The sequence below is a fragment of the Pseudomonas boreofloridensis genome, from assembly GCF_030580795.1.
GTDB lineage: Bacteria > Pseudomonadota > Gammaproteobacteria > Pseudomonadales > Pseudomonadaceae > Aquipseudomonas > Aquipseudomonas boreofloridensis.
Window position 1 is genome coordinate 383,518 of the sequence record NZ_JAUQOQ010000001.1, and the last position, 20,363, is coordinate 403,880.

General features: G+C 51.1%; 16 protein-coding genes and 1 pseudogene. 10 read left to right on the top strand and 7 right to left on the bottom strand.

Annotation, left to right across the window (positions count from 1 at the left end; genetic code table 11):
• Positions 1 to 2: 2 nt before the first annotated feature.
• The 3 genes from Q6A47_RS01660 (at position 3) to Q6A47_RS01670 (ending at position 4,460) form a co-directional block, all read left to right on the top strand.
• Entirely contained in the window at positions 3 to 2,486 is a 2,484-nt protein-coding gene (locus Q6A47_RS01660) for a GAP1-N1 domain-containing protein (protein WP_304482740.1), read from the top strand.
• Between the two features lie 27 nt (positions 2,487 to 2,513).
• Complete coding sequence (locus tag Q6A47_RS01665) at positions 2,514 to 3,614, top strand: caspase family protein (protein WP_304482742.1); 1,101 nt, start codon at positions 2,514 to 2,516, stop codon at positions 3,612 to 3,614.
• A gap of 201 nt (positions 3,615 to 3,815) precedes the next feature.
• The gene (locus tag Q6A47_RS01670; protein ID WP_304482744.1) at positions 3,816 to 4,460 is read left to right on the top strand and encodes a hypothetical protein; all 645 of its coding nucleotides are present in this window, start codon (positions 3,816 to 3,818) and stop codon (positions 4,458 to 4,460) included.
• 364 nt (positions 4,461 to 4,824) lie between these two features.
• On the opposite strand, the gene Q6A47_RS01675 is transcribed toward Q6A47_RS01670, so the two are convergent.
• Together Q6A47_RS01675 and Q6A47_RS01680 are read right to left on the bottom strand one after the other, a co-directional pair.
• Positions 4,825 to 5,307 carry a TonB-dependent receptor gene (locus Q6A47_RS01675; RefSeq protein ID WP_304482746.1) on the bottom strand — a complete coding sequence of 161 codons (483 nt, stop codon included), beginning with the start codon at positions 5,305 to 5,307 and terminating at the stop codon, positions 4,825 to 4,827.
• Positions 5,308 to 6,535: 1,228 nt separating this feature from the next.
• Positions 6,536 to 6,988 carry a hypothetical protein gene (locus Q6A47_RS01680; RefSeq protein WP_304482748.1) on the bottom strand — a complete coding sequence of 151 codons (453 nt, stop codon included), beginning with the start codon at positions 6,986 to 6,988 and terminating at the stop codon, positions 6,536 to 6,538.
• An 88-nt stretch (positions 6,989 to 7,076) separates the two neighbouring features.
• Between Q6A47_RS01680 and Q6A47_RS01685 the strand changes: the two genes are divergently transcribed.
• Positions 7,077 to 7,361, top strand: a complete 285-nt coding sequence (locus tag Q6A47_RS01685) for a helix-turn-helix domain-containing protein (protein WP_304482750.1) — start codon at positions 7,077 to 7,079, stop codon at positions 7,359 to 7,361.
• Between the two features lie 690 nt (positions 7,362 to 8,051).
• Here the strand turns inward: Q6A47_RS01685 and tnpC are convergent.
• The 5 genes from tnpC to Q6A47_RS01710 form a co-directional block, all read right to left on the bottom strand.
• Positions 8,052 to 9,587, bottom strand: a complete 1,536-nt coding sequence (gene tnpC, locus Q6A47_RS01690) for an IS66 family transposase (protein ID WP_304482817.1) — start codon at positions 9,585 to 9,587, stop codon at positions 8,052 to 8,054.
• A 63-nt stretch (positions 9,588 to 9,650) separates the two neighbouring features.
• Complete coding sequence (gene tnpB, locus Q6A47_RS01695) at positions 9,651 to 10,013, bottom strand: IS66 family insertion sequence element accessory protein TnpB (RefSeq protein ID WP_304482752.1); 363 nt, start codon at positions 10,011 to 10,013, stop codon at positions 9,651 to 9,653.
• Positions 9,982 to 10,302: an IS66-like element accessory protein TnpA gene (tnpA, locus tag Q6A47_RS01700; protein WP_003189485.1), complete on the bottom strand. Its 321-nt coding sequence runs from the start codon at positions 10,300 to 10,302 to the stop codon at positions 9,982 to 9,984. Before tnpA ends, tnpB begins: the two co-directional genes overlap by 32 nt.
• Positions 10,303 to 10,792: 490 nt before the next feature.
• Positions 10,793 to 11,674 (bottom strand): tetratricopeptide repeat protein, encoded by an 882-nt coding sequence (locus tag Q6A47_RS01705; protein ID WP_304482754.1) that lies wholly within the window; start codon positions 11,672 to 11,674, stop codon positions 10,793 to 10,795.
• A gap of 58 nt (positions 11,675 to 11,732) precedes the next feature.
• Positions 11,733 to 12,098: a histone-like nucleoid-structuring protein, MvaT/MvaU family gene (locus tag Q6A47_RS01710; protein WP_304482755.1), complete on the bottom strand. Its 366-nt coding sequence runs from the start codon at positions 12,096 to 12,098 to the stop codon at positions 11,733 to 11,735.
• Positions 12,099 to 13,307: 1,209 nt separating this feature from the next.
• Between Q6A47_RS01710 and Q6A47_RS01715 the strand changes: the two genes are divergently transcribed.
• The 6 genes and pseudogenes from Q6A47_RS01715 to Q6A47_RS01740 all read left to right on the top strand — a co-directional run.
• On the top strand, positions 13,308 to 14,774 hold the full coding sequence (locus tag Q6A47_RS01715) for a tyrosine-type recombinase/integrase (protein ID WP_304482756.1): 1,467 nt from the start codon (positions 13,308 to 13,310) through the stop codon (positions 14,772 to 14,774).
• Between the two features lie 236 nt (positions 14,775 to 15,010).
• Positions 15,011 to 16,729, top strand: a complete 1,719-nt coding sequence (locus tag Q6A47_RS01720; RefSeq protein ID WP_304482757.1) for a hypothetical protein — start codon at positions 15,011 to 15,013, stop codon at positions 16,727 to 16,729.
• Positions 16,726 to 18,201: a hypothetical protein gene (locus Q6A47_RS01725; RefSeq protein WP_304482758.1), complete on the top strand. Its 1,476-nt coding sequence runs from the start codon at positions 16,726 to 16,728 to the stop codon at positions 18,199 to 18,201. The genes Q6A47_RS01720 and Q6A47_RS01725 overlap by 4 nt, the downstream gene beginning before the upstream one ends.
• 63 nt (positions 18,202 to 18,264) lie before the next feature.
• Complete coding sequence (locus Q6A47_RS01730; RefSeq protein ID WP_304482759.1) at positions 18,265 to 18,729, top strand: hypothetical protein; 465 nt, start codon at positions 18,265 to 18,267, stop codon at positions 18,727 to 18,729.
• On the top strand, positions 18,726 to 19,109 hold the full coding sequence (locus tag Q6A47_RS01735; RefSeq protein ID WP_304482760.1) for a hypothetical protein: 384 nt from the start codon (positions 18,726 to 18,728) through the stop codon (positions 19,107 to 19,109). The genes Q6A47_RS01730 and Q6A47_RS01735 overlap by 4 nt, the downstream gene beginning before the upstream one ends.
• 280 nt (positions 19,110 to 19,389) lie before the next feature.
• Positions 19,390 to 20,355, top strand: a pseudogene (locus tag Q6A47_RS01740) (metallophosphoesterase family protein); the annotation flags it as partial.
• Positions 20,356 to 20,363 lie beyond the last annotated feature (8 nt).

The window sequence follows — 20,363 nt, forward strand, 5'->3', positions numbered from 1 at the left end:
CCATGCGAGTTGAGCAGGCGATTTATGGCGAGATCCCTGGACGCGGTCATGGACTTAGAACATCAAGTACAAATGCACCGATAGCTTCGGCGATTGCATCAAAGCTCGACCTGCCAGATGTAGTGCCCCCTGGCGTCCAAGCTTGGTCGCCGTTTGTTCGTGGTTTTCCTGTCGATGACTATTACCTTCTTGCTCGCACGTTCCTAGATTCGAGCGCGTCGCGCGGAGGCATGGTACTGACTCATGCGCTAATCGTCAGTTTGGACGACATGTGCAAGGTGGAAACCCTAGCCGCGCTATTTGGCCAGCTGGCAACCTCAATTAATGAGTGCCCCACATCGGTGCTAACGCTTGAGCTTGAGAGCGCCGGAAGCTCCGTGCTTGCTGCTGACTTGATAGGTGCTGCCAATGCTCTCTCAGCTTCAGGCCCCACTCCAGTGGTTCGACTGGGCGTCGATGGATTTGAGCTACTCCTTGATTCCTTGTGGAAAAATCTATGGCCGGCTCTAAGACGCACTTTCGCGTTCCGACTAAGCTTTGGTCCGAGCGACCTTGTCGAGCACCCGGGACCGACCCTTGTATGCACGCCTGAAAAGCTCCAGTCTCGCTGGGTAAAGCACCGAATCGTCAAGTCTGATGACGATTCAGCTAACTCTGAATCCGCCGGTATTCTTTGCGGCCAGCGCGATGTGCAGCCAATTCTCGACCTCGCTGAGGAGCTAGGCCTAGAAGTTCAGTCACTCAGGGAATTGAGTCGGCTTGAAAGGCTGCAAGCTCTCCTCTCTGGCGGAGAAAACTTCGATGAATTGCTGGGGGCGATACGCTTAGCAGACGGACTATCAAACCACCCCACATTCGGTTCAACCATCAAAAACAGACTGATCGGTCGTTTCACAGCCTTGATCCCAAGCGCAGGCTGCAAGCAGCTGATGCTGCTGAGGAACTTGGCGCTCCCTGGCTTTGCCAACACGCAGCCGTTATGGTCGGCGGTTGAAAGGCTCGTCAGTAAACTCGCATTTGCACGTGAGGATGATAGCGATTTGACGCAGATCATCGCAGCGGCCGATGATAAGGAACTTGCATTGCCGCACTGGTGCACAGCAGTGAAAAATGGCCTTTCGACTGCAGCTCATCAGGGCAACAAAGCCATCTTCCAAGCACTTTGGAGATGGGCCGAAAATAACCATAGCGCGTTTGCCGTGGCGCTAGAAAACTTTCCGGCTGATGCAACAATTGAGCATCGTTTTGCGGAGCAAGCCCCCAGAAGGCTTGTTGTTACCTCTACAGACATTCTGCTCTCTTCCCTGCTGAAGAAACACTGGCTGATCGCATACGGCGCAGTGCTAGCAGCAACGCTAACCCCTATTGATGCAACTGGCCAGCAGCTTAAGATAGATAAAGACCTGGCCCACAGCGATGGATTGCGGGTGGTCCTTCGATATGCAAGCCCGCTTGAAATATTGAATTGTGCGCTCGTGCATAAGGATCCACGTGTAGTCGACTTGTGCTCAGAGCAGGCTGCTGTCCATCCTGAGATTCTGTCTCATATCCGCTGCGATGACATTACCGAGCAACGATTGTGGGGTAAAGTGATTGCCAAGACCCCCTCCCATTGGAACGCACCTGACAATGCCATTGGTGCGCGTGACACTGTGTTCGCTCAACTCATCGCAGGACTACCTGTCGACACCGATTTACTTAAGGCTATGGCGAATACACCCTTGGCTGACCTCTGTGCCTTTCCAGAGCGGGAGCGACTCTGGTCACATCTGCCACCTTTTCAGCTTGGACATTACCTCCAAGCAACCGCATGCGGCTGGCTGGAAATCGCGGCGAAAGGTCTCGTGATGAGTACTCCTGAAGCCCCGCTAGAACAAGCAATCATGGCGAGCGCAGATCTGCGATCAATACTTGAAAGGTCTTCGGTGCCCGCTGATGTAGGTCTTGCGATCATTAGTAGCCTCCTGTCCTTTCCCGAAGAGCGATTTATTGCCTGGCTTAACAACATTTTGAAAGACGTTCAACAATTATCTCATGTGGCATCTGAGCGATTGGGAACGCTCGTCGCGTCTCGACATTGGGACCGCGCAGCTAAATATCTATCAGATCGGATTTCCGAACGGCCTGATATCAAGCCAGCGCTCAGATTGTGCGCAGGTTTGCTTAGCTTTTATACGCGCTGGAAGCTCGGCATCACAAAGCTCAGCGTTGACGAGAAGTGGAAGGCTTTCGAAGATGAGGCCCGTGAGCTCTATCCAAGCGGTCCGGATAGTGGAGAACTCTGGTCTCGCGCCGGAGGTAAGAACTCCGAATTGCCCGGACAGTATCAAAATGGATCAACGCGTTGGCACACTACATTGTATTCAGTCCGCTCCGGCGGCCGTCCGACAGCCCGCGATCTTCTTAAGATTATGTCGCAGGACTTCCCCATGAACGAGAAGCTACGCCTATTTATTGGCGATACGGACATTGTTGGTTGGCGTTGAATCTCTCACCTACCCATGGCATGAATTATGAATACAAACGGCTACTCGCAAGGCCATGCCCTACTTATTGGTGTGGCAAACTATCAGCATATTTCCAGACTGCCTAGCGCGATTCTGAACGATGTCAATGACGTCGCCGCTACGCTCTCATCGCCGGACTACTGTGGTTATCATCCTACCAATGTCGTCACCCTCCTAGATGCAAAGGCGACGCGGACAGCGGTACTGGCAGGGCTAGATGAACTGGCCACTCGGGCCGGGCCTGAAGATACGGCCTGCGTGTTCTTCTCCGGTCATGGTGGGATCGTAGGCGACCCGGGAATTGAGGACACCGTATTGCTCACGGTGGATGGTGATCTCGCTGACATTGAAAACACCTCCATTAGCTCAAGCGAGTTAGCGGCTGCGCTTGCACGAATAAAAGCAAAGCGATTATTAGTCTTGATCGATGCTTGTCATGCGGGAGGCGCTGCGATCTCAAAATACTTGACTGATAACAGCGGCCACGAACTCAAGTCTGGCTACAGCCAGAATACATTTTCGAAGCTGGCAGTAGGTAGCGGGCGCGCATTAATGGCATCATGCCGCGCTGACGAGTTGTCATCTGTATTCGTTAACGCAAGGAACAGTGTGTTCACGACTGCATTACTGGCAGGTCTACGCGGTTCAGCTGACAAGACCGCAAGCGGACTCATAAAGATCTTTGACCTATTTAATTATGTTTCCGAAGAGGTGCCAAAACTAATCCCCGACGAGCAGCATCCGATCTTTAAGGCTGACAATGTCGAAGATAACTTCCCCATCGCACTGAGCAAAGGTGGGAAAAAGTCGGCGAACAATGCTGAATTCGTACCACCGATGAAAGAGCAATCTTCCTGGCCGGCATTAGAGAGGATCATGATCGAGCTATATCCTTTTGGACCTAGAGATCAAGAAGTATGGAGCCGCGCCGGTGGAGACCTATCACGGCTGCAATTTCATCCCTCAGGTCAGGCTGCATGGCATGCAGCACTTCGCACTCTTAAGCAAGGCGGCGGGGGCAGAGATATCAGCTTTGGCAGCCTACTAAGCACAGCGAAGGAAGATTTTTCAAACCATCCTGGCTTGGCTACATTAGCGGCGCCTTAAACAGGACTTTAAGCTCAGAAAGGTGCCGCTAGAAATTAAAAGAGCGGCACCTGCTGATTTCGCAAGGTTGGTTCGTTGGATCAAACCTTAGCTAACATTAGCCCATTTCGCCCACACAGAGAAACAGGTGTTAGCATTTAGTAATTACTGGCTCCGTGGCGTTCACCCTTCATCAAAGCCACCAAATCAGGACCTATATTGATGGACGATAAAGAAAAATTTAATTTATACGAAAAGGTCTTCTATCAGGAATTCGATCGCAAGGAAAAGCTTTACGCCAGATTGAGCATGCCGCTAGCAATGCTAGTTGCGATAGTCACCTTCCTTTCCTATATGCTCAATAAAGCACCGACCACGGCGGACGGTTTCGCGAGCGTATTTTTCTGGATTTTTTATCTTAGCACATGCTTAATGCTTCTTATCGGTGCTCTATATTTCCGTGCCGCATGGTCATTAAGGGACTCAGATAGAGGCCTTCCCACACTGATGGACCTTGAAACTCACCGCTTGAGCTTACGGAATGATTACGAGAAATATTGGGAGACCCAAGAGGAAGCCGACGCTCACTTCAAAACTGTTGTACTAAGCTATTATATAGAAGGCGCCACGGTGAATGCAGAAAACAACGACAAGCGTGGAGTTTATCTCCGCTCGCTTACAAATTATGTGACAGTCGCGCTATTTGCCTCAGTGCTATCATTCCTTCCATTCTACATACATCAGCAGGAGCAAACTATTAATGACCCAAAAGCCACCACCGCCACCTCCACCTCCGATGCGCTATGTAAAGGATCATCAGCCGAGGAAAGAGCCGCCTCCACCGCCGCCGCGGCCCACCCCACCTAATAACTGACTTTGTAGTCTCCCAGTGCCCCCGATTCTCCTCGCTTTGGTCGGGGGCCCTTCCCTTCAGTAGTAATTGCACCGCTCCGTTCGTCAGAGCAAATATTACCTGCCTGCTTAAGCTCTTTTGGCTTAGATCCATATCTAAAGCATCTTGCCATGCATACAGCCGCTTGGCCTAGACCTCATCGTCGGCAAGCCGGCTCGCACAGTAACATCATCAGTTTCCAGGTCTGCGCCACATATGAGGAAACCGAGCTTGCTGGCGATGGGCCGCGAATCAGCCTTAGATAAAGATGTCTGCAATTGGTCGATAACGGCCAGTCGGAACGACTGCGATCAAACTTGGCTAGCTCACGCTGATTCGTTAGAAGCGATAATCAACGCGCAGGCTAGCACTACGAGGTGCGCCAGGGTAGTTGGAGTTACCGCTGCCCGCCTTGGCAGAGACAAAGTACTCACGGTTGAAAATGTTTTCGACGTTGAGTGTCACATCGTAGCGCTCACTTCGAAACCCACCAGCCAGCTCTGCTGTCGTATATGAACCAAGCGAAACTTTGTTGTTCGGTGAGGTAAAGCGCTCACCTTCATACCGTCCTCCACCTGCGACATAAAAACCTCCGCCCAGCTCCTTCTTCAGCCAGACACTCGCGCTGTTCCTGGGGGTCAGCGGGCTCGTGTTTCCTACAATTGATTCGACCGGCGAATCAATCATTTCGCCCTTCAACCACGCATAGCCCGCGTAGGTGGACCAGCCATTGCCAAGATCGTCATTTACGGAAACCTCAATACCACGGGTCCGCTGTGTACCGGCATCTACCGAGAACCGCGTGTCTGCTGGGTCATCCATCAAGATCCCCGTAACCCTCGGGGTCGACGCCGCTACGGGTGAGGATGTGGCGGTTCAAACGCGAAAGGCTGCTGGGGTTAAGCGGATATCCCCAAGCCGTTCCCAGCTATCAATCGAGCGAAAAAGCGCAGACCACTCTTTTTCAACCCCACATCACAAGCGGCGACCGGGCACAAGCTTTTGAGGGCAGGAATCTTAACGATACGTCCGCGTTTGCTGCGGTCGGTTTTACTGCTCGGCAGGAACAACTCTTACCCTTCGGACTGGTGTAACTGAATGTGCTCGGCACGAAGCCGGCACAGGACATCGCTGCGAAACGCGCGCCAGTAACCGAGCAGGAAACGCTTCGGCCGGCTGAACCGACTGTGGGTGCAGGGCCTGTCCCGAGCCCCTCCATGCCTAGATCTAGTCGTCTAAGGCATGCCAAATCAACAGCAAGCCCGCCGCCAGCGGCCCAGTTTTCGTCAAACTGAGGTATGCTATGAGGGCTTGCTCCGAGATTTGTTGGCGCTTCGCCTCCCCTTGGAGACACTTGATAAGCCCGCCGATTTCGGCGGGCTTTTTACTTTGACCCGTTTGTTTGCCAAAATTAGAGCCAAAGGCGAGCCGCATCGCCTGGAAACGTCATTGAGGTTTCATATGTGCCTGGCGCTGGGATAGATCTGGTACCTGGGACTCGCCATCAAGTGCTTAGGCACAACCCAATGCTGCGCACCAAGCGATTGGTCGCCTGGCCTACAACCGATACCAGGCCACGGTGACCACTCAAAAATAGTGAAGATCTGCATGACGTGCTGGCAGTCAGCGCATCGTGTACCTGCAGGCAGTCTGATGACGCCCAAATTTTTTGCCTGCCGACGTGCAGCCGCCCTCAGCAACGTTGAGCAGATCGTTACCCTGAAGGGCTAACTGGTCGAGCCGTCGCGATGTATCCGCTACAAATACAGCTGCGTCCGGAGTGATGCCGTTCGGCGAAGACCTGCGGGCGGGGACCTGGAAAGCCGCCACACAGGCGACGCGGTATATTGACGCCGCATCAAGCCAACGTCGATTGTTCACAGGCGGCACTTTATTGGTGGCTTGAAGCTGGGATTTGATGGGCTATGTTACGTGGACTTGTTATGAATCGAGCTGGCTATCGCACTGGCAGTTAGCGCAGGTGCCGATACCGGTCGTGCTCTGCTCTAAACGGGTTCATCCGCGCCGATGAGTTTCGGCGAGTACAAGCTTAGCCGCGTACGCGCAAATCGCGCTCAGCCGAAAAAATTGTTTCTATAATCTTGAGGTTATCGGACGAAGACGCATAGTGAATACTGTAAATCTTGCCCCCTTCTACCTTATATAGGTAGCCTCCAATGGACCCTGAGTTATCTTCGGTTACGCTTACCTCAATGAGCGGCTCCATCACCCAGTCGTCCCCTCCCCTCATGTGGCCGGGAGACATCAGGTATGCCTGCGCGAACCAGGAGTGATCATCCAGTTCCGATAGCATTTGTTGAAGAATCGGTACCGTAGGGACCATCAACATGCTTCCAACGATGTCATCGCCATGATCGCGCACCAGCTCAACGTAAAACCACGGGTGGTGCAGCTCAAGCTCAATAAATTGCCAGTGTCGGGTGTAAGGTTCCCCGAAGATGCTGGCAGGGCTTAGCCCGGCGTGCCTGTAGGTCTTGAACATCGAATAAATCCTCAAAATATTAACAATAGTTAATGGATGTCTGACGTTCAAGACGGCTTCATCATTCCTTTTGTAGGAATGAAAAAAAATGCAGCTGAAACAGGCATTTGGTAAGGCGATGAGACTGCTAAGGAAAACTCGGGGGCTCAGCCAGGAAGATTTCGGTGCGCACAGCAGCCAAACGTACCTCAGTCAACTGGAAGCCGGAGGAAAGGGCCCTACCCTTGAAATGGTGCATGGGCTTGCTTCTGTGATGGACGTTCATCCGTTGACGATCTTGACGCAGTGCTACCTTTTCATGGACGACGATGCCACGCTGGACTCCATCGTTGAACGGGTGCGTCAAGAGCTCAACATGCCACTCTCAGACTGATGCATTCATCACTATCACTTCTTCTTCGGTTGAATTTCCTGACCCCTAGGTCAGCAATGAGAACTCGGTCAGGCCAAAATCTGCGAGTCCTGCAGTTGGTGAGGTGCTCCTAAGTCTTGCCGTTGGAAGAAAAGCTATGAAAGATCGGGAGTGCTTGGCGAAGCTGACTAGGGTAAGTGTCCGGCTAACACACCTTGCGTAGTCGAACGGACTCAAGCCCGGTATCCTTCATCCCAATCACGGTTACCGACTCTGAGGGCGGACTTTGGCAATATCCATCTATTACACTGCTAGGCGAAAGGCCCCGCTCAGCTCGAACGAGGTAACCGTTATTGAGGAGATTGTTCGTCGCCACTGTGTAGATGATCAAATCGAACGATTCCTCTCCCTCGGCTCTGGCCTGAATTGGGAGTCATTCGATTTCTCAACCAACCTGGAGCCAAGTCGTTTTCTAAAGAAGGGCCTCGTGTTTTCGGGCGCCACTAAGCTCCCTGATAACCAAGAAGACGCATCATGGGTCGGCATACAACATTGGTGTAAGTGCTTATCGGACATTCGTATCGCGGTGTCTGGTTGCGAATGGAATGTTGCGGTCGAAGACCATGAAATGCAGTGGGATGCGGTACTCAACTCGTATGACCCGACACGATAAGAAAGGGTGTTCCGTAGCGTACACCAACTCAGCGTGATTCAGGCCGGCACCCACTGATGCGGTAGCAGTTGGCCGATCTCACTGGCCCGCTGCATCGGCAGCCGCGACAGCACATCTTTGAGATAGGCATACGGATCATGCCTATTCATGCGCGCCGACTGGATCAGGCTCATGATTGCAGCCGCCCGCTTGCCACTGCGCAGCGACCCGGCAAACAGCCAGTTCGAGCGGCCAAGCGCCCATGGCCGTATCTGGTTTTCAACTTGGTTGTTGTCGATGGGCACAGCCCCATCGTCTGGGTAGCGCGTCAGCGCTACCCAGCGTTTCAGGCTGTAATCGAGGGCTTTAGCTGTGGCTGATCCGTTGGGCACCAGGTCGCGCTGGGCCAACATCCAGTCATGCAGTGCTTGGAGGATCGGTACCGCCATTTCCTGACGTATTCGCCCGCGATCTTCATCACTCATGTCACGCGCTTGGCGCTCGACCTCGTACAAGCCGCTGATCGAGTGCAGCGCTTGTTCGGCCAGCTGACTTTTGTTCGCCACGTGCAGATCGAAAAACTTGCGACGGGCATGAGCCATGCAGCCGATCTCAGTGATGCCTTGCTCAAAACCAGCTTTGTAGCCAGCGAAATCATCGCAAACCAGCTTGCCGTTCCAGTCGCCCAGGAAGTTGCGTGCATGTTCACCGGCACGGCTTGGGCTGAAGTCGTACACCACCGCTTTGAGCGCCGAAAACGGCGTCGTGCTGTAGGCCCAGACATAAGCCCGGTGAGTTTTCTTCTCGCCTGGCGCAAGCATTTGAACCGGTGTTTCGTCAGCGTGAATCACGCTCTGGTTCAGCACCGCTTCACGCAGTGCATCGACCAAAGGCTGGAGCCGCACGCCGGTTTGTCCGACCCACTGGGCCAAGGTCGAGCGAGCAATTGCCAACCCGGCGCGGCCGAAGATTTTCTCCTGCCGGTAGAGTGGCAAGTGATCGGCAAACTTGGCCACCATCACGTGGGCCAACAAGCCTGCGGTTGGAATACCTTTGTCGATGACCTGTGCCGGCACCGGCGCCTGAATCAGGGTTTCGCACTGACGGCAGGCCCATTTGCCACGCACATGTTGCTCGACCGTGAACACGCCCGGCGTGTAATCCAGCTTCTCGCTGACATCTTCGCCGATGCGCTGAAGTTGGCAGCCACAGGCGCACTGGGTGTTTTCTGGTTCATGACGAATCACGGTGCGCGGAAACTGCGGCGGCAATGGGGCACGCTTCGGGGATTGCCGTGGCTCGGCCTGTGACGAAGCGGGAAGAAGCTGTTTCAGCTCGGCCTCGATAGCTTCAAGGTCTGTATCGAGCAGGTCATCCAGCAAGCTGCCTTGCGCCGAACTGATGTGCTCGCTGCGCTTTGCAAACTTGTGGCGTTTGAGCAGGGCGATTTCGAACGTGAGCTGTTCGATGATGGTTTCATTGTTCTGGATCTTCCTGCTCATCGCTTCGACCTGGGACTGCAACTGCAACGCCTGTGCCGCCAAGGCACGAAGCTGTTCCGGGCTCATCTGGTCGAGGTTTAGCGAGGAAGTCATGCCGCCGATTGTGCCAGAGCAGGCGCGGGACGACGACATGTAGACCGGCCAAATGCACGGCGGTTACAGCATGCTGATCACACCGCCTGCACCAACGCGCTGCCACGGCAGGCCCAGCACCAAGGCCTGGAGTTGTTCGCTGTTGAGTTCGACCTCGCTGCCATGGCGAATGCCGGGCCAGTGAAACTTGCCTTGATTCAGTCGTCGCGCTGCAAGCCAGACGCCCACGCCGTCGTGCACCAGCACCTTCATCCGGTTGGCCCGGCGATTGGCGAACAGATAAACGCAATGCGGCTTCGCCGCACCAAACACCGCGATCACTCGGGCTATGCGGTTTCGGTACCGGCGCGCATGTCCATCGGCTCGGTGGCCAGCCAGATCGCATCGATGCGGATCATTGAGCGACAGCCCGGATAAATTGCGCACAGCCCTCGGGATCTGAGGTTGGCCATTTCACCGTGATCACTTGCCCGGCCATGGGTAACTCAATGATCACTGACGCTTCAGCTGGCCGTTTAGGTGCAGCTTTTAGCGGGACGAATGCTGGGAGTGAAGTTGCTGCGGGCTGGTCTCGATAGAGCGGCATCCATTTGCGGATGACGTTGGCATTGATGCCGTGGCTGATGGCGACACTGGAAATAGATGCGCCAGGTTGCAGACATTCCTGAACGACCTGGGCTTTGAACGGTTTCGGATAAGAGCTTCGTTGGCGCATGGAAATCCTGGCGATAAGGGTGATCGCGTCCGCTTAAAAATACGCGGACACCATCGCCCTTAAAGCTGGAGTTCGGAAGGTGAGTTCGCCGGACGCTTACTGACTAGGCGCGAATTGGGAAGCAAAAGCAAACGGAAGCCCAAATGCGCAGCAAGTGACGCTGCATACCTACTCAAGCCAAGATTCCACAGCGGAACTGATGAATCTGTAGCAGGGTACGGAATCACCCTCTGCTATGGACGAGCGGAGACAGATATTCCCACGAAACCTCTAAAGCATTCCGCTTCCAGCGATCAAGCAGAGCACGACGTACTTCAATGGGGAATGCTTTGAGATTCTGCATAGCTGAGCAGTGAAATTTTCTGTACTGGATACTCGCCGCGCGGGTCCGGCCAAAGAGGCTGTCCCGCTGGTTGAGCATTGTCTCAATTTTATGCCGATACATGTTCTGCCTCTCGGTAGCGCTTACTCGTTGAAGCACAGAGGCTTGTCAGCGCTTACGCTTGAAGAACGAGATGACGGCAGCGATCACGGCGATAATCAGGATGAGGGGGATGGTCACTGCGTTGATCGCGTTGGCCACCGCGAGCAGGCCGCTGCCGATCGCCGCCCATAGGGCGATGCTGAAGGGCAGTATGATCCAAGCCCACTTCGCCTCGTTTGAATTCGGTGCGGCCCCTTTGGCTGGGACATCCAGCCCCCATGCGGTGAGCTGCTCAGCGCACTTCTTCCCACCAGCTTCATGGCGTTGCTTGCCCTTGCGAAGCCATGTAACTGCCTTGCGATACTCATCGCCGGCATAATCGTTCGACTGCTTGCCCTGGCTATGGAACATCGCGAGCTTGTAGTACGAATTCGATGTGTAATGTGTCTCTTGATACAGCCGCTCGATCTCGGCTACCTCTTCAGGTGTGCACTGTTCAGCGCTCCTACCGGCCACCAGGCGGTCGGCAAGACTCTCAGCGCCTGTTTCATTGCCAAGATCGGCTGCTCTTCGAAGGCAATGCAAAGCCTTCGCGGGGTCGGCATCTGCAGGATCTCGCCGGCCATCGTAGTGATCGCACAACATTAACATTGCGCGAACTGATCCACTATCAGCTGCTGACTCCAGTAGCTTGATCGATCTCGGACAATCTCGCTCAATGCCATCGCCCGTCGCCAGAAGATCTGCCAGAACGATCTTAGCCCGCTCTTTGTTCGCTGCGATCAGCGATTCGAGCAGGCTCACTGCTTCATGGTTTCCAGCTTGCACGTATTGCCCTAGCTGAACGGCAACATAGGCTGAAGTGTCGTCATCAACCTCTGTTGCAAGCTGGAACTGCACCGCATCTCGCAGATGGTTCGGCAATGTGCTGATTTGCGCTTCGCTCACTCAAGATCCCTCTTCATTGCGCATGGAGAGCCCCAATGCGGAGCTCTCCTCATGTCCCTTACTGCAGCCAGCTCTCGACGGTGTCAGAGCCATACTGGGTTTTCCAAACCTTCAAGGTCTTGTGATTCCCGCCTTTGGTTTCAACTACTTCGCCGCTGTGCGGGTTGTGATAGCGCTTCACAGCGCGGGGTGCGCGAGAGCCTTTCTGTGGCACCTGGGCGACGAAAGCAGAGCGGCCTGCCTGGGGGTCGAGCAGGTTGATGACATCGCGAAGATTCACGCCGTACTCAGCCATCAGGGCCTTCAGTTTCTCTTCGAACTCGATCTCGCGTTTGAGCGAGTCGCTGTTCTTCATCTCTTCGAGCTGTTGGAGCTGCGCGGCCAGCTGGGCTTCCAGCTCGCGGTAACGGTTCAACTGGGACATGCGGGATCTTCCGTATTGGTTGGGATTAGTGCAGCTCGACAGTATGCCGCAGAGCCTCAGGCCGGCATAAGAGCCTGGCATAGCTCATTGACATGATATCTGCCGTAGATCGACAAAGTATCAGCCAACCATCACAGTAGAGGTTGTATCAGGAGGCGGATCGATGAGCTTAGCCGCTTGAACTCACCTCTGACCTGTTCGTCATCTAGGCCTAGGTGATTCAGTGCGCAGCAATTCCCTATCAACACCTTGGAAAATCGTCGTGGAGCTCGATCACAAAGCCGTGCTGATGCAGTTGGGAACAGCGCTTCCCATTTCCCTGATATTGGCAACTCGCCTCAGGGCGAATCAGCCGGTATGGCCGCAGCGAGTTTCGATACTGCTCCATCGTCAGAGCGCAGTCTTGGCCTATCTCGTAGAGAGACGACAGTTCATCAAGGGTTATGACTTCTACAATGTCACGAGAGGAAGACATCAAATCCTCCTACTGGGTCAGCTGCCTCATAGAGCTGTATATTAAACCAGTAATTGCACGGTAGCATCATCCTGTGAGGTTGCATGACGCCCTACACCATCATTCAGATGCGGAGACGCAGGGTTCACCGAATTTGTAGCAAATGGAAGTGGTCGAGTTACGGTGAGTAAGGATCAGCTTGAGCCAATCCTGGGAACAGTACAAACGCTCCTGAGGACAGAAGGCGCTGACGATGCACTAGCTCGTACGTCAATATCCGGCGCAAGCTGAATTGATCGGCCCTGACAATTGGAATGGCGGCACGGACATCTGTGAGATCCAATGCAGGATCCCTGGATCGGAGTTGCCTGTCTTGGAGCCAGCCGTAGTCAGTTGGTGGACCAGATAACCGCTAGGCTCCAGAATTCTACCCTCCATTAAAACCCTAGCGCTCAATAACACCTATCGCAACAAACAGCCTGATATACAAAAACTATACAACGTCAGATCTTCGCAGGATATGATGACACGGTGAGGCGGCCCCCGCTAAGAGGATATGGACGACCTTACTTTCCATAATATTCTAATTGGAGAGTAAGTGTGTCGTATTTTCTTCATTTCCCAGCTAAAACCTATCAAGCAAACACCCGAACAGCGGGGCCACGCAGTTTATCCGGATTGATCCTTGGTCTTCTTAAACAAAGAAGCATAACCACTCGAGAAAATACTCATTTTCAGCGCTGTGGTGATTATGCATGACCAATCAAAAACAACACTTCAAAGGCAACAGTAGCCGCTATCAATCAAAGGCGCGAAGAGTTCTGGTTTCTGAATTCTTTCTTCTAAAAATTAAAAGTATAAATATAGACCTCCTTGCCGAATCGAGGACGGTGCTGGACGATGTATTTACACGCAATGGAAGTGGTTATTACCCGAATTTTCCAGTTTTGATACAGGGTAATGGTGAGCCATGGCACATCGGAAATCTTTACCTGACCACGAAATTAGAGCGTGATTCTGGATATGAGTCGAAGACATATAGAGGCATTGCGGACCACTTACTTGACTACCTGCGCTTCCTGGAAGATCAGAACCTAGATTTTCTTCATTTCCCAGAGAATGATCGCCTGAAAGTGACATATCGCTATAGAGAGCAACTACTAAATTTTGTAAACAACGCAGAACTCTCCACAAGCACAGCTAAATCTAGGATTAACGCTGTAGTCAATTTTTATGACGGCATCACAAAATGGGGATTAGTAAACCAACCTTGCGGTGACGGCATAGCTTTCACAAGATTTAACAAAGAGCTTTTCGTTAGAAGAGAGTACGGAGCTTCCGGAAAAATAAAAATCACCTCTCATAATCTATCCCTCAAGGGAGGTTCAAAACAAAGTTGTGCCGAGTACATTAAAGATGACGAGGAGCTTCGCCCATTAACCATCGATGAGCAAGCTATCGTTCTAAAAGCTCTGCACCGCTCCTCTCGGGAATATCAACTTATGTTCTATCTTGCGCTATTTACGGGCGCACGCACTCAGACGATTGGCACTCTCCGAATACGAGACTTTGAAGGCAGACTCGACTCTGATGGAAATTTAAGGCTCGCCATAGGCTCTGGAACCTTAATTGATACAAAGAAAAGTAAAAAAATGACACTGTTAATCCCAGGATGGTTAGTGAAAGACATAATTATTTATAGCAGATGCCCTGAAGCTATTAAGCGGCGGCAACGCTCTTATTACGGAGAATCCAAAGATAACTATATTTTTCTGAGCAAGAGTGGAGTCCCTTATTACACAAGCAGGCAAGAAATATCGAGCAAGAGCAAAAAAACGTTTACATCAAATACGAATATAAGCAGCAGGGCTCAGCAAGTAAATATACAAGACGGAGCCGCCATTCGGGCTCATATACAGCAAATAATTTTGCCAAGAATTTTTCATACCCATCCAAACTTCAAAAAATTCAAATTTCATGACTTGCGCGCCACGTTTGGAATGAATCTTATGGAAAGCCAAATCAATCACTTGGGAAACACGAGCACAAATTATGCAATTGAATATGTCCAGCAGCGCATGGGGCACACAAATAAGAGCACCACATTACAATACTTAAACTACAAGACAAGGCTGGAATGGAAAAAAAGTATCCAGCATGATTTTGAAGAGGAACTATTTAAGCATGTTTTCACCAGCATGCCGGGAGCGCAGACCTCATGAAGCGGACTCTCATCCAGAGAAAGACCATGGAGTTCCTATCTGCTGATCACAACGTACACATAATGCGACCTGAGCTCTCGATTATGAACGTATTTGATAAATACGCTTCCTGCTCGCGCACCTTGGACATTGGCTCGCTGTGTTATACAAAAAGAGGCAGCAAACTCCCTCAGCACATAAGCTGTCCCGTTGACCTCGCCTCGCTAGATAAACATAGGTTACCAATAGCGCGTTTCATGCTTGGAGAATTGAGCAGAAGGCCAGCCAGCACCGCGATTAGCATGTTTGGTGAATTCTCAAGGTTTATGGATTGGATTGACGCCCAAGAACAAGCATACGAATTCAATAATAAAGCATCCATGCGAAGCGCTTATTTCGCATATACTGCCAATCTGTTAATGCGGGTAAGAAAATCAGGGATTAACGACACCCCGATCAAACTAAGCACCGCATCATCATACCAACGTGCGGCACGCTTCATAATAGCGTCGACCACTGAGCTAAGCGAAAAGGAAATAAAAGGCTTTGCCACATACATCACTCAAAACCGAGACAACTCCAAACATATCAGTCTTGAGGTCCCCGACTCAGACACTCAAGCGAGGACATTCGCAACTTTAGTCTGCTATGTAGAGGAAGCCTATCGCGTGCTTGTCGAAGGCGCTCCGCTTCCCTTAAAAATAGTTTCGCCAGAAAACCCTACACATTATCTCTGGTCCGTCCACTTCGCTTCAAAAAATCCTGATCATTTTTCTATCGCCAAACTATTAGAGTCATCCCCTCACTTTCCCTCCTGGCCCGATGTCGCACGTCATTTTGGGCTGGACTGGCGGGCCGCAACGACGGTGATTGAGAGATCCCGTTTCGATCAAACGCGCTGCCGCATAGCAGATCGGAACTCGAACTTACGATCATTAACAAGAATCCGCTTAGGTATCCACGCAATTACAGCCGGATTTCTTGCGTTCATAGCGGCGACTGGTTGTAATGCTAGCGTTGCTAAACAACTTCGCCTTACCTCCTTAGAAATCGTACCTACAACACAAGGCAAACGCATGTCCGGCGTTAAGTATAGGGCTAAGGGAAAGACGGTGCTGCCCGAGTTCGGAGCGCGCTTCTCATCGGTATTTGACAAGCACCTAAAGATTCGTGATTGGCTTATCGCTAATGAAAAAACCGATTTAGCATTTCCGATACCTGTGAGTACACACCGAAGCAGAGACAGTATCTCCGTTGTTTCGACATCCACTTTAAGGGCTTTTAAAGATCACCTTGGAAAGATTCTTCCGCATACGGTATGGATTAATCCAACACAGTGGCGAAAAAATATAAGTTATCAATACATAAAGCTTAGCGGCGGAGATATGCTGCTGACGGCAGAGAAACTTGGAAATACGGAGGAGACTATACGCCAAAGCTATAGTCGTCCCGCCTTGGAAGACTACGTAAAGGAAATGACGAATTTTTTTGAGGCAATGCACCAATCAGCAATCGACAGAACGCGCTCAGCCTCAAAAATTCCAGTAACCATTTTAGACGAAACAACACATGACAGCAAAACCAACATAGGCGCTTGCACGAAAAAAACGCTGGCTCAGCCCGAGCATGCAAATGGATTTACTCATCATGCTCCTACCCCGAATTGTCAGTCTCCAGAAACCTGTATTTTCTGCGCCCACTATGGAGTACATGCAGACGAACAAGATATACGAAGTTTACTTTCCCTTCGCTACATCATCGAAATCACAAATGACAACGAGCTTGCCGACTACGTAATATCTTCAAGTGCACCCACAAAACATAGAATCGATGAAATATTATCAGAGATCGCTGACACTGGAAGACCAAATGCCGAAAAAATAACAGAAATAAATTCGGAAATAGCAATAGGCAAGCTCGATCCATTCTGGGCAATCCATTTCGACACTCTTGTTGTACTTGGGGTCATATCATGAGCCTCATCGCATATTTAGAACTTTCATCTGTCGATGCTCGTCAACTTCCAGACCAGCGCGCAGAGCCTTCAGACTATTTCGATCTAGATCAAAGCTTTGTTATTTCCAGGACCAAAGATGGAAATATCATATCAAAATATGGGGAGGACGTATGGAACCTAAAAACATACGACGCAAAGGGACGTTGCGTTTACAACTTTTCAAGCTGGCACTCAGAAGACAACACACCAGTCGCGAGAAAAATTACCGAAGAGATGAAGAAAATTCAGATTTCTCGATTATTCCTCTATCACAAACCTCGAAAGCCAATTTCGATCACTCTAATAGAACTAAGAAAACTTGCAAAACTAGCTTTGAAGAATAGACTTATACTTTCCGAGTTATTCGAAGAGCGTAATATGCGGAAACTCTTGCTCCCTAGTTACTCACACCTTAGCGCAAAACAAATGTTCCTTACCTTAGGATTAATAAAAGAACTTTACTACATAAGAGCAAAGCATGCTCAGTTTACCCTAGGCCCTTCTAGCTTCGAAACCATATCGCTAATGCAGACTATGTATGACAAATACCCTAAAGCGCAGAGAGGCGCCCCACAGCAAACTAAGTTAATTCCTTCTCGACTATACGCCACACTAATCACTCTACTACATTCCGAACTAACAGATTTCAATAATAATTCTGATGCCATCATCGAACTGTACGCGAGGCGAATTGAAGATCCAAGGTATGGATCTCCATTGCGTCGAGCAAGAAAGCACACAGCCATTTCTTGGCAGGATGCCTTGAGCAGTCTGGAACTTGATGCTTTTTTCTCAAACAAATCCATTAGCAACTGGAAAGCGCTTAGCAGTTACATTGGGGAGATTCAATGCGCTGCTCTCTACTGGGTGCATTTGTTTAGCGGAATGCGACACAATGAAGCCAGGCACCTACCGGCCGATAGCTTAACAACAATAGCAACTGGCGATAGCGCGATTAGCATCTTACGTGGGTACACTTCAAAAATCGGCAGTCAAATCCATACAGATACATTCTGGGTCACATCCAAGATAATTCAAATAGGCATACTCTCTGCCCTAAAGATTGGTGAACTCTGTGCGAAACTCTTCAACTACGAGAGAACAAAAATCAAGAATTACCCTCTTTTTCCAGCCTTGAAGAAGATCCAACAGATAACTCAAGCATATGATGGTGCACCAGTAATATCTTCCTCCTGCCATGTACGCACTCTCAGACGCTTGCTTGCGCGATGGCCCGACATGCTTGTGCGTGAATCTGACATTAGAGAACTAGAGCAGTTTGACGGTTTTCGGGACTGGCGTAACGATTCAGAGGTGCTTTTAGCGGAGCCTTGGCCGCTTGCAACTCATCAATGCAGGCGATCATTAGCTGTTTACTGCGCGCGATCAAAACTCGTTTCAGTTGGCTCACTAGCCGTGCAATTTAAACAATTCACAGAAATGATGGCATAATATTACCGGCGAGGTAGCGCTTTTGCTGTTAACTTCATCAAAACTGATGACTCGTTACAACTCATGGATGAATTGGAGAACGAACGCCAAATGGCACAATTCCTTGAATACGACGCCGACATAATCAACAGCAACAATATCTTGTGGGGAGGCGAGGGCCATCGAATCCAAGTCGCTAGAAACAAAGCACGGCCTCTCATCATTACAACTGACAGAACAGTTACTGAGCAAAAATTCAGAACCGGACAAATGGTATACAAACCTGGCCCTCTCGGCCACTGCACAAACATCGAGCCATGTGACAAGATTTCTTTTACAAATATTCTTCGCGTTTGTGCCGGATGCGAAAAATCAGTTCTTGATGATCTCAGCTTAAGGAAAATTAAAACAGGCATTACAACACTCAAGCGGGGGCAAAAAATGTATGAATCAGGCTCCCCGCAATCCGTTCAATTACAAAATGAAATTGACGCCACCTACGAAAGTATAAAGAGATATGGCCTACTGAAAAAAATGGAGGATCTATGAGTAGCAATGAAGATTATTTTGCAGCATTGAAACGAATTATCGAAGGCAAGACTCGTATTCTTTCAGCAAATTCATCTATCAACAAGGACACTGTAGCTCTGGAAGCAGGGCGAAAGCGCGGATCCATAAAAAAAAGCAGAGTAGAACATAGTTCAATAATTGCAGCTATCGAAGCAGCTGCAGCCCAATCACTTATCGCCCCCAAACAAACCCTTAAATTAGAAAACTTAAAGCAAAGAAAGAAGACAAACTATGAGGAAATCAAAAAACTAAAGAAAGACTATGAACAAGCCCTGTGCCAAATTGTTTCACTCATACATCAGAACCACGCCCTCCAAGCCAAACTTTTAGCACTTACTGGCGATTCCTTGGAAAAATAATGACTCTAATCCTTACAAATACCAAGTCAGACTCACCAACCGGAGGCTTTGGCGAATGCGAAATCCCACCACCATAAGTAGGCTGCAACGGAATACTTTCGTATTAGCGAAGATTCCCGACCGAGGGACCACTGCTCTGAGCGAGGCACTGCCCCCTATGGACAATTCTGTAAAAAATGTCCATATTTGAGCCAGTCCATATGGACTAGCTATGATTTCAACGGAAGCGCTGCATTTTCTGGCCTCCAGTTGCTGTCCATACTCCCAGGCTTCCGACTGAGACGCCCATGACATCACCGATGACTGGAACCTGTCGGCGCAATGGGAGCAGACCGCCTATGGTCATCCTTTTTCCCGGCGGATCATCGGCAATGCCCTCATCGGATACCTTGTGTGCCAAGGCTGGGGAAACGACCCAACGGCCTGCTCACCTCTGATCCAGACTTTGCAGCGATTGACCGAGGACACTGGGCAGCGACAGCTCATCGCCTCGCTGCAAGACAGTTTGATAGACGCTCTGCTGCGCTTTCAGTCCTGGCATTACGACTTGCCCTGCGACCCACCTCTGCGCGTTCTGGACACCCGTACCCGACGCTGGCGCAGCGAGCGCGACCTGAAGAAACCCTCGGGCCTGCTCGACTGGGAAGCCCTGTGCGAATTGCAGCAAACCCTGCTCGATCATCCGTCGGCAATCATCGTGTCACCCGCGCCGATCTTCGGCGTCAAGCTGATCGAGACGGTACAGCGGGTATTCAGCACGCTGGGCTATCCGCTGCTGGTCGACGCCGAGAACTGGATGGCGCACCGCGGTGCCGCGCAGGTGATCCTGAACATCTTCAGGCACTCGCGCACACCCGGCCATTACGTGATTCTCTCCGGCGATGTGCATTATTCCTTCGTGTACGAAGTACTGATCCGACATCGCCAGCGCAGCCCGCACCTCTGGCAAGTGACCAGCAGCGGTATCAAGAACACCTTTCCACGCAGGCTTCTGGACGTGCTGGATCGGCTCAATCGCTGGCTGTATGCCCCGCGCTCACCGCTCAACGGTTTCACCCAGCGCCGCGCGATGGAAGTGGTGCCACGCCTGCCGAGCCGCAGCAAGGCGGGAGAGCGCTTGTGGAACGGTTCGGGGTTAGGGCAGGTGTTCTTCGATGATGAGGGGCGCCCGGTACGGGTGCTTCAGTTGAACGCCGATGCAAGCGAGGCCACCGAGTTCGTCAGAACGCACAGACCCGAGCACTGACGCGGTCA

What these genes read in the sequence shown, in the direction of transcription:
- Q6A47_RS01665 (WP_304482742.1), top strand. Translation starts at nt 2,514, where the DNA reads ATGAATACAAACGGCTACTCGCAAGGCCATGCCCTACTTATTGGTGTG.
- Q6A47_RS01730 (WP_304482759.1), top strand. Translation starts at nt 18,265, where the DNA reads ATGGATGAATTGGAGAACGAACGCCAAATGGCACAATTCCTTGAATAC.
- Q6A47_RS01735 (WP_304482760.1), top strand. Translation starts at nt 18,726, where the DNA reads ATGAGTAGCAATGAAGATTATTTTGCAGCATTGAAACGAATTATCGAA.
- tnpA (WP_003189485.1), bottom strand. Translation starts at nt 10,302, where the DNA reads ATGCGCCAACGAAGCTCTTATCCGAAACCGTTCAAAGCCCAGGTCGTT.
- Q6A47_RS01685 (WP_304482750.1), top strand. Translation starts at nt 7,077, where the DNA reads ATGCAGCTGAAACAGGCATTTGGTAAGGCGATGAGACTGCTAAGGAAA.
- Q6A47_RS01680 (WP_304482748.1), bottom strand. Translation starts at nt 6,988, where the DNA reads ATGTTCAAGACCTACAGGCACGCCGGGCTAAGCCCTGCCAGCATCTTC.
- Q6A47_RS01715 (WP_304482756.1), top strand. Translation starts at nt 13,308, where the DNA reads ATGACCAATCAAAAACAACACTTCAAAGGCAACAGTAGCCGCTATCAA.
- Q6A47_RS01725 (WP_304482758.1), top strand. Translation starts at nt 16,726, where the DNA reads ATGAGCCTCATCGCATATTTAGAACTTTCATCTGTCGATGCTCGTCAA.
- Q6A47_RS01660 (WP_304482740.1), top strand. Translation starts at nt 3, where the DNA reads ATGCGAGTTGAGCAGGCGATTTATGGCGAGATCCCTGGACGCGGTCAT.
- Q6A47_RS01720 (WP_304482757.1), top strand. Translation starts at nt 15,011, where the DNA reads ATGCTTGGAGAATTGAGCAGAAGGCCAGCCAGCACCGCGATTAGCATG.
- Q6A47_RS01710 (WP_304482755.1), bottom strand. Translation starts at nt 12,098, where the DNA reads ATGTCCCAGTTGAACCGTTACCGCGAGCTGGAAGCCCAGCTGGCCGCG.
- Q6A47_RS01675 (WP_304482746.1), bottom strand. Translation starts at nt 5,307, where the DNA reads ATGGATGACCCAGCAGACACGCGGTTCTCGGTAGATGCCGGTACACAG.
- Q6A47_RS01670 (WP_304482744.1), top strand. Translation starts at nt 3,816, where the DNA reads ATGGACGATAAAGAAAAATTTAATTTATACGAAAAGGTCTTCTATCAG.
- tnpC (WP_304482817.1), bottom strand. Translation starts at nt 9,587, where the DNA reads ATGACTTCCTCGCTAAACCTCGACCAGATGAGCCCGGAACAGCTTCGT.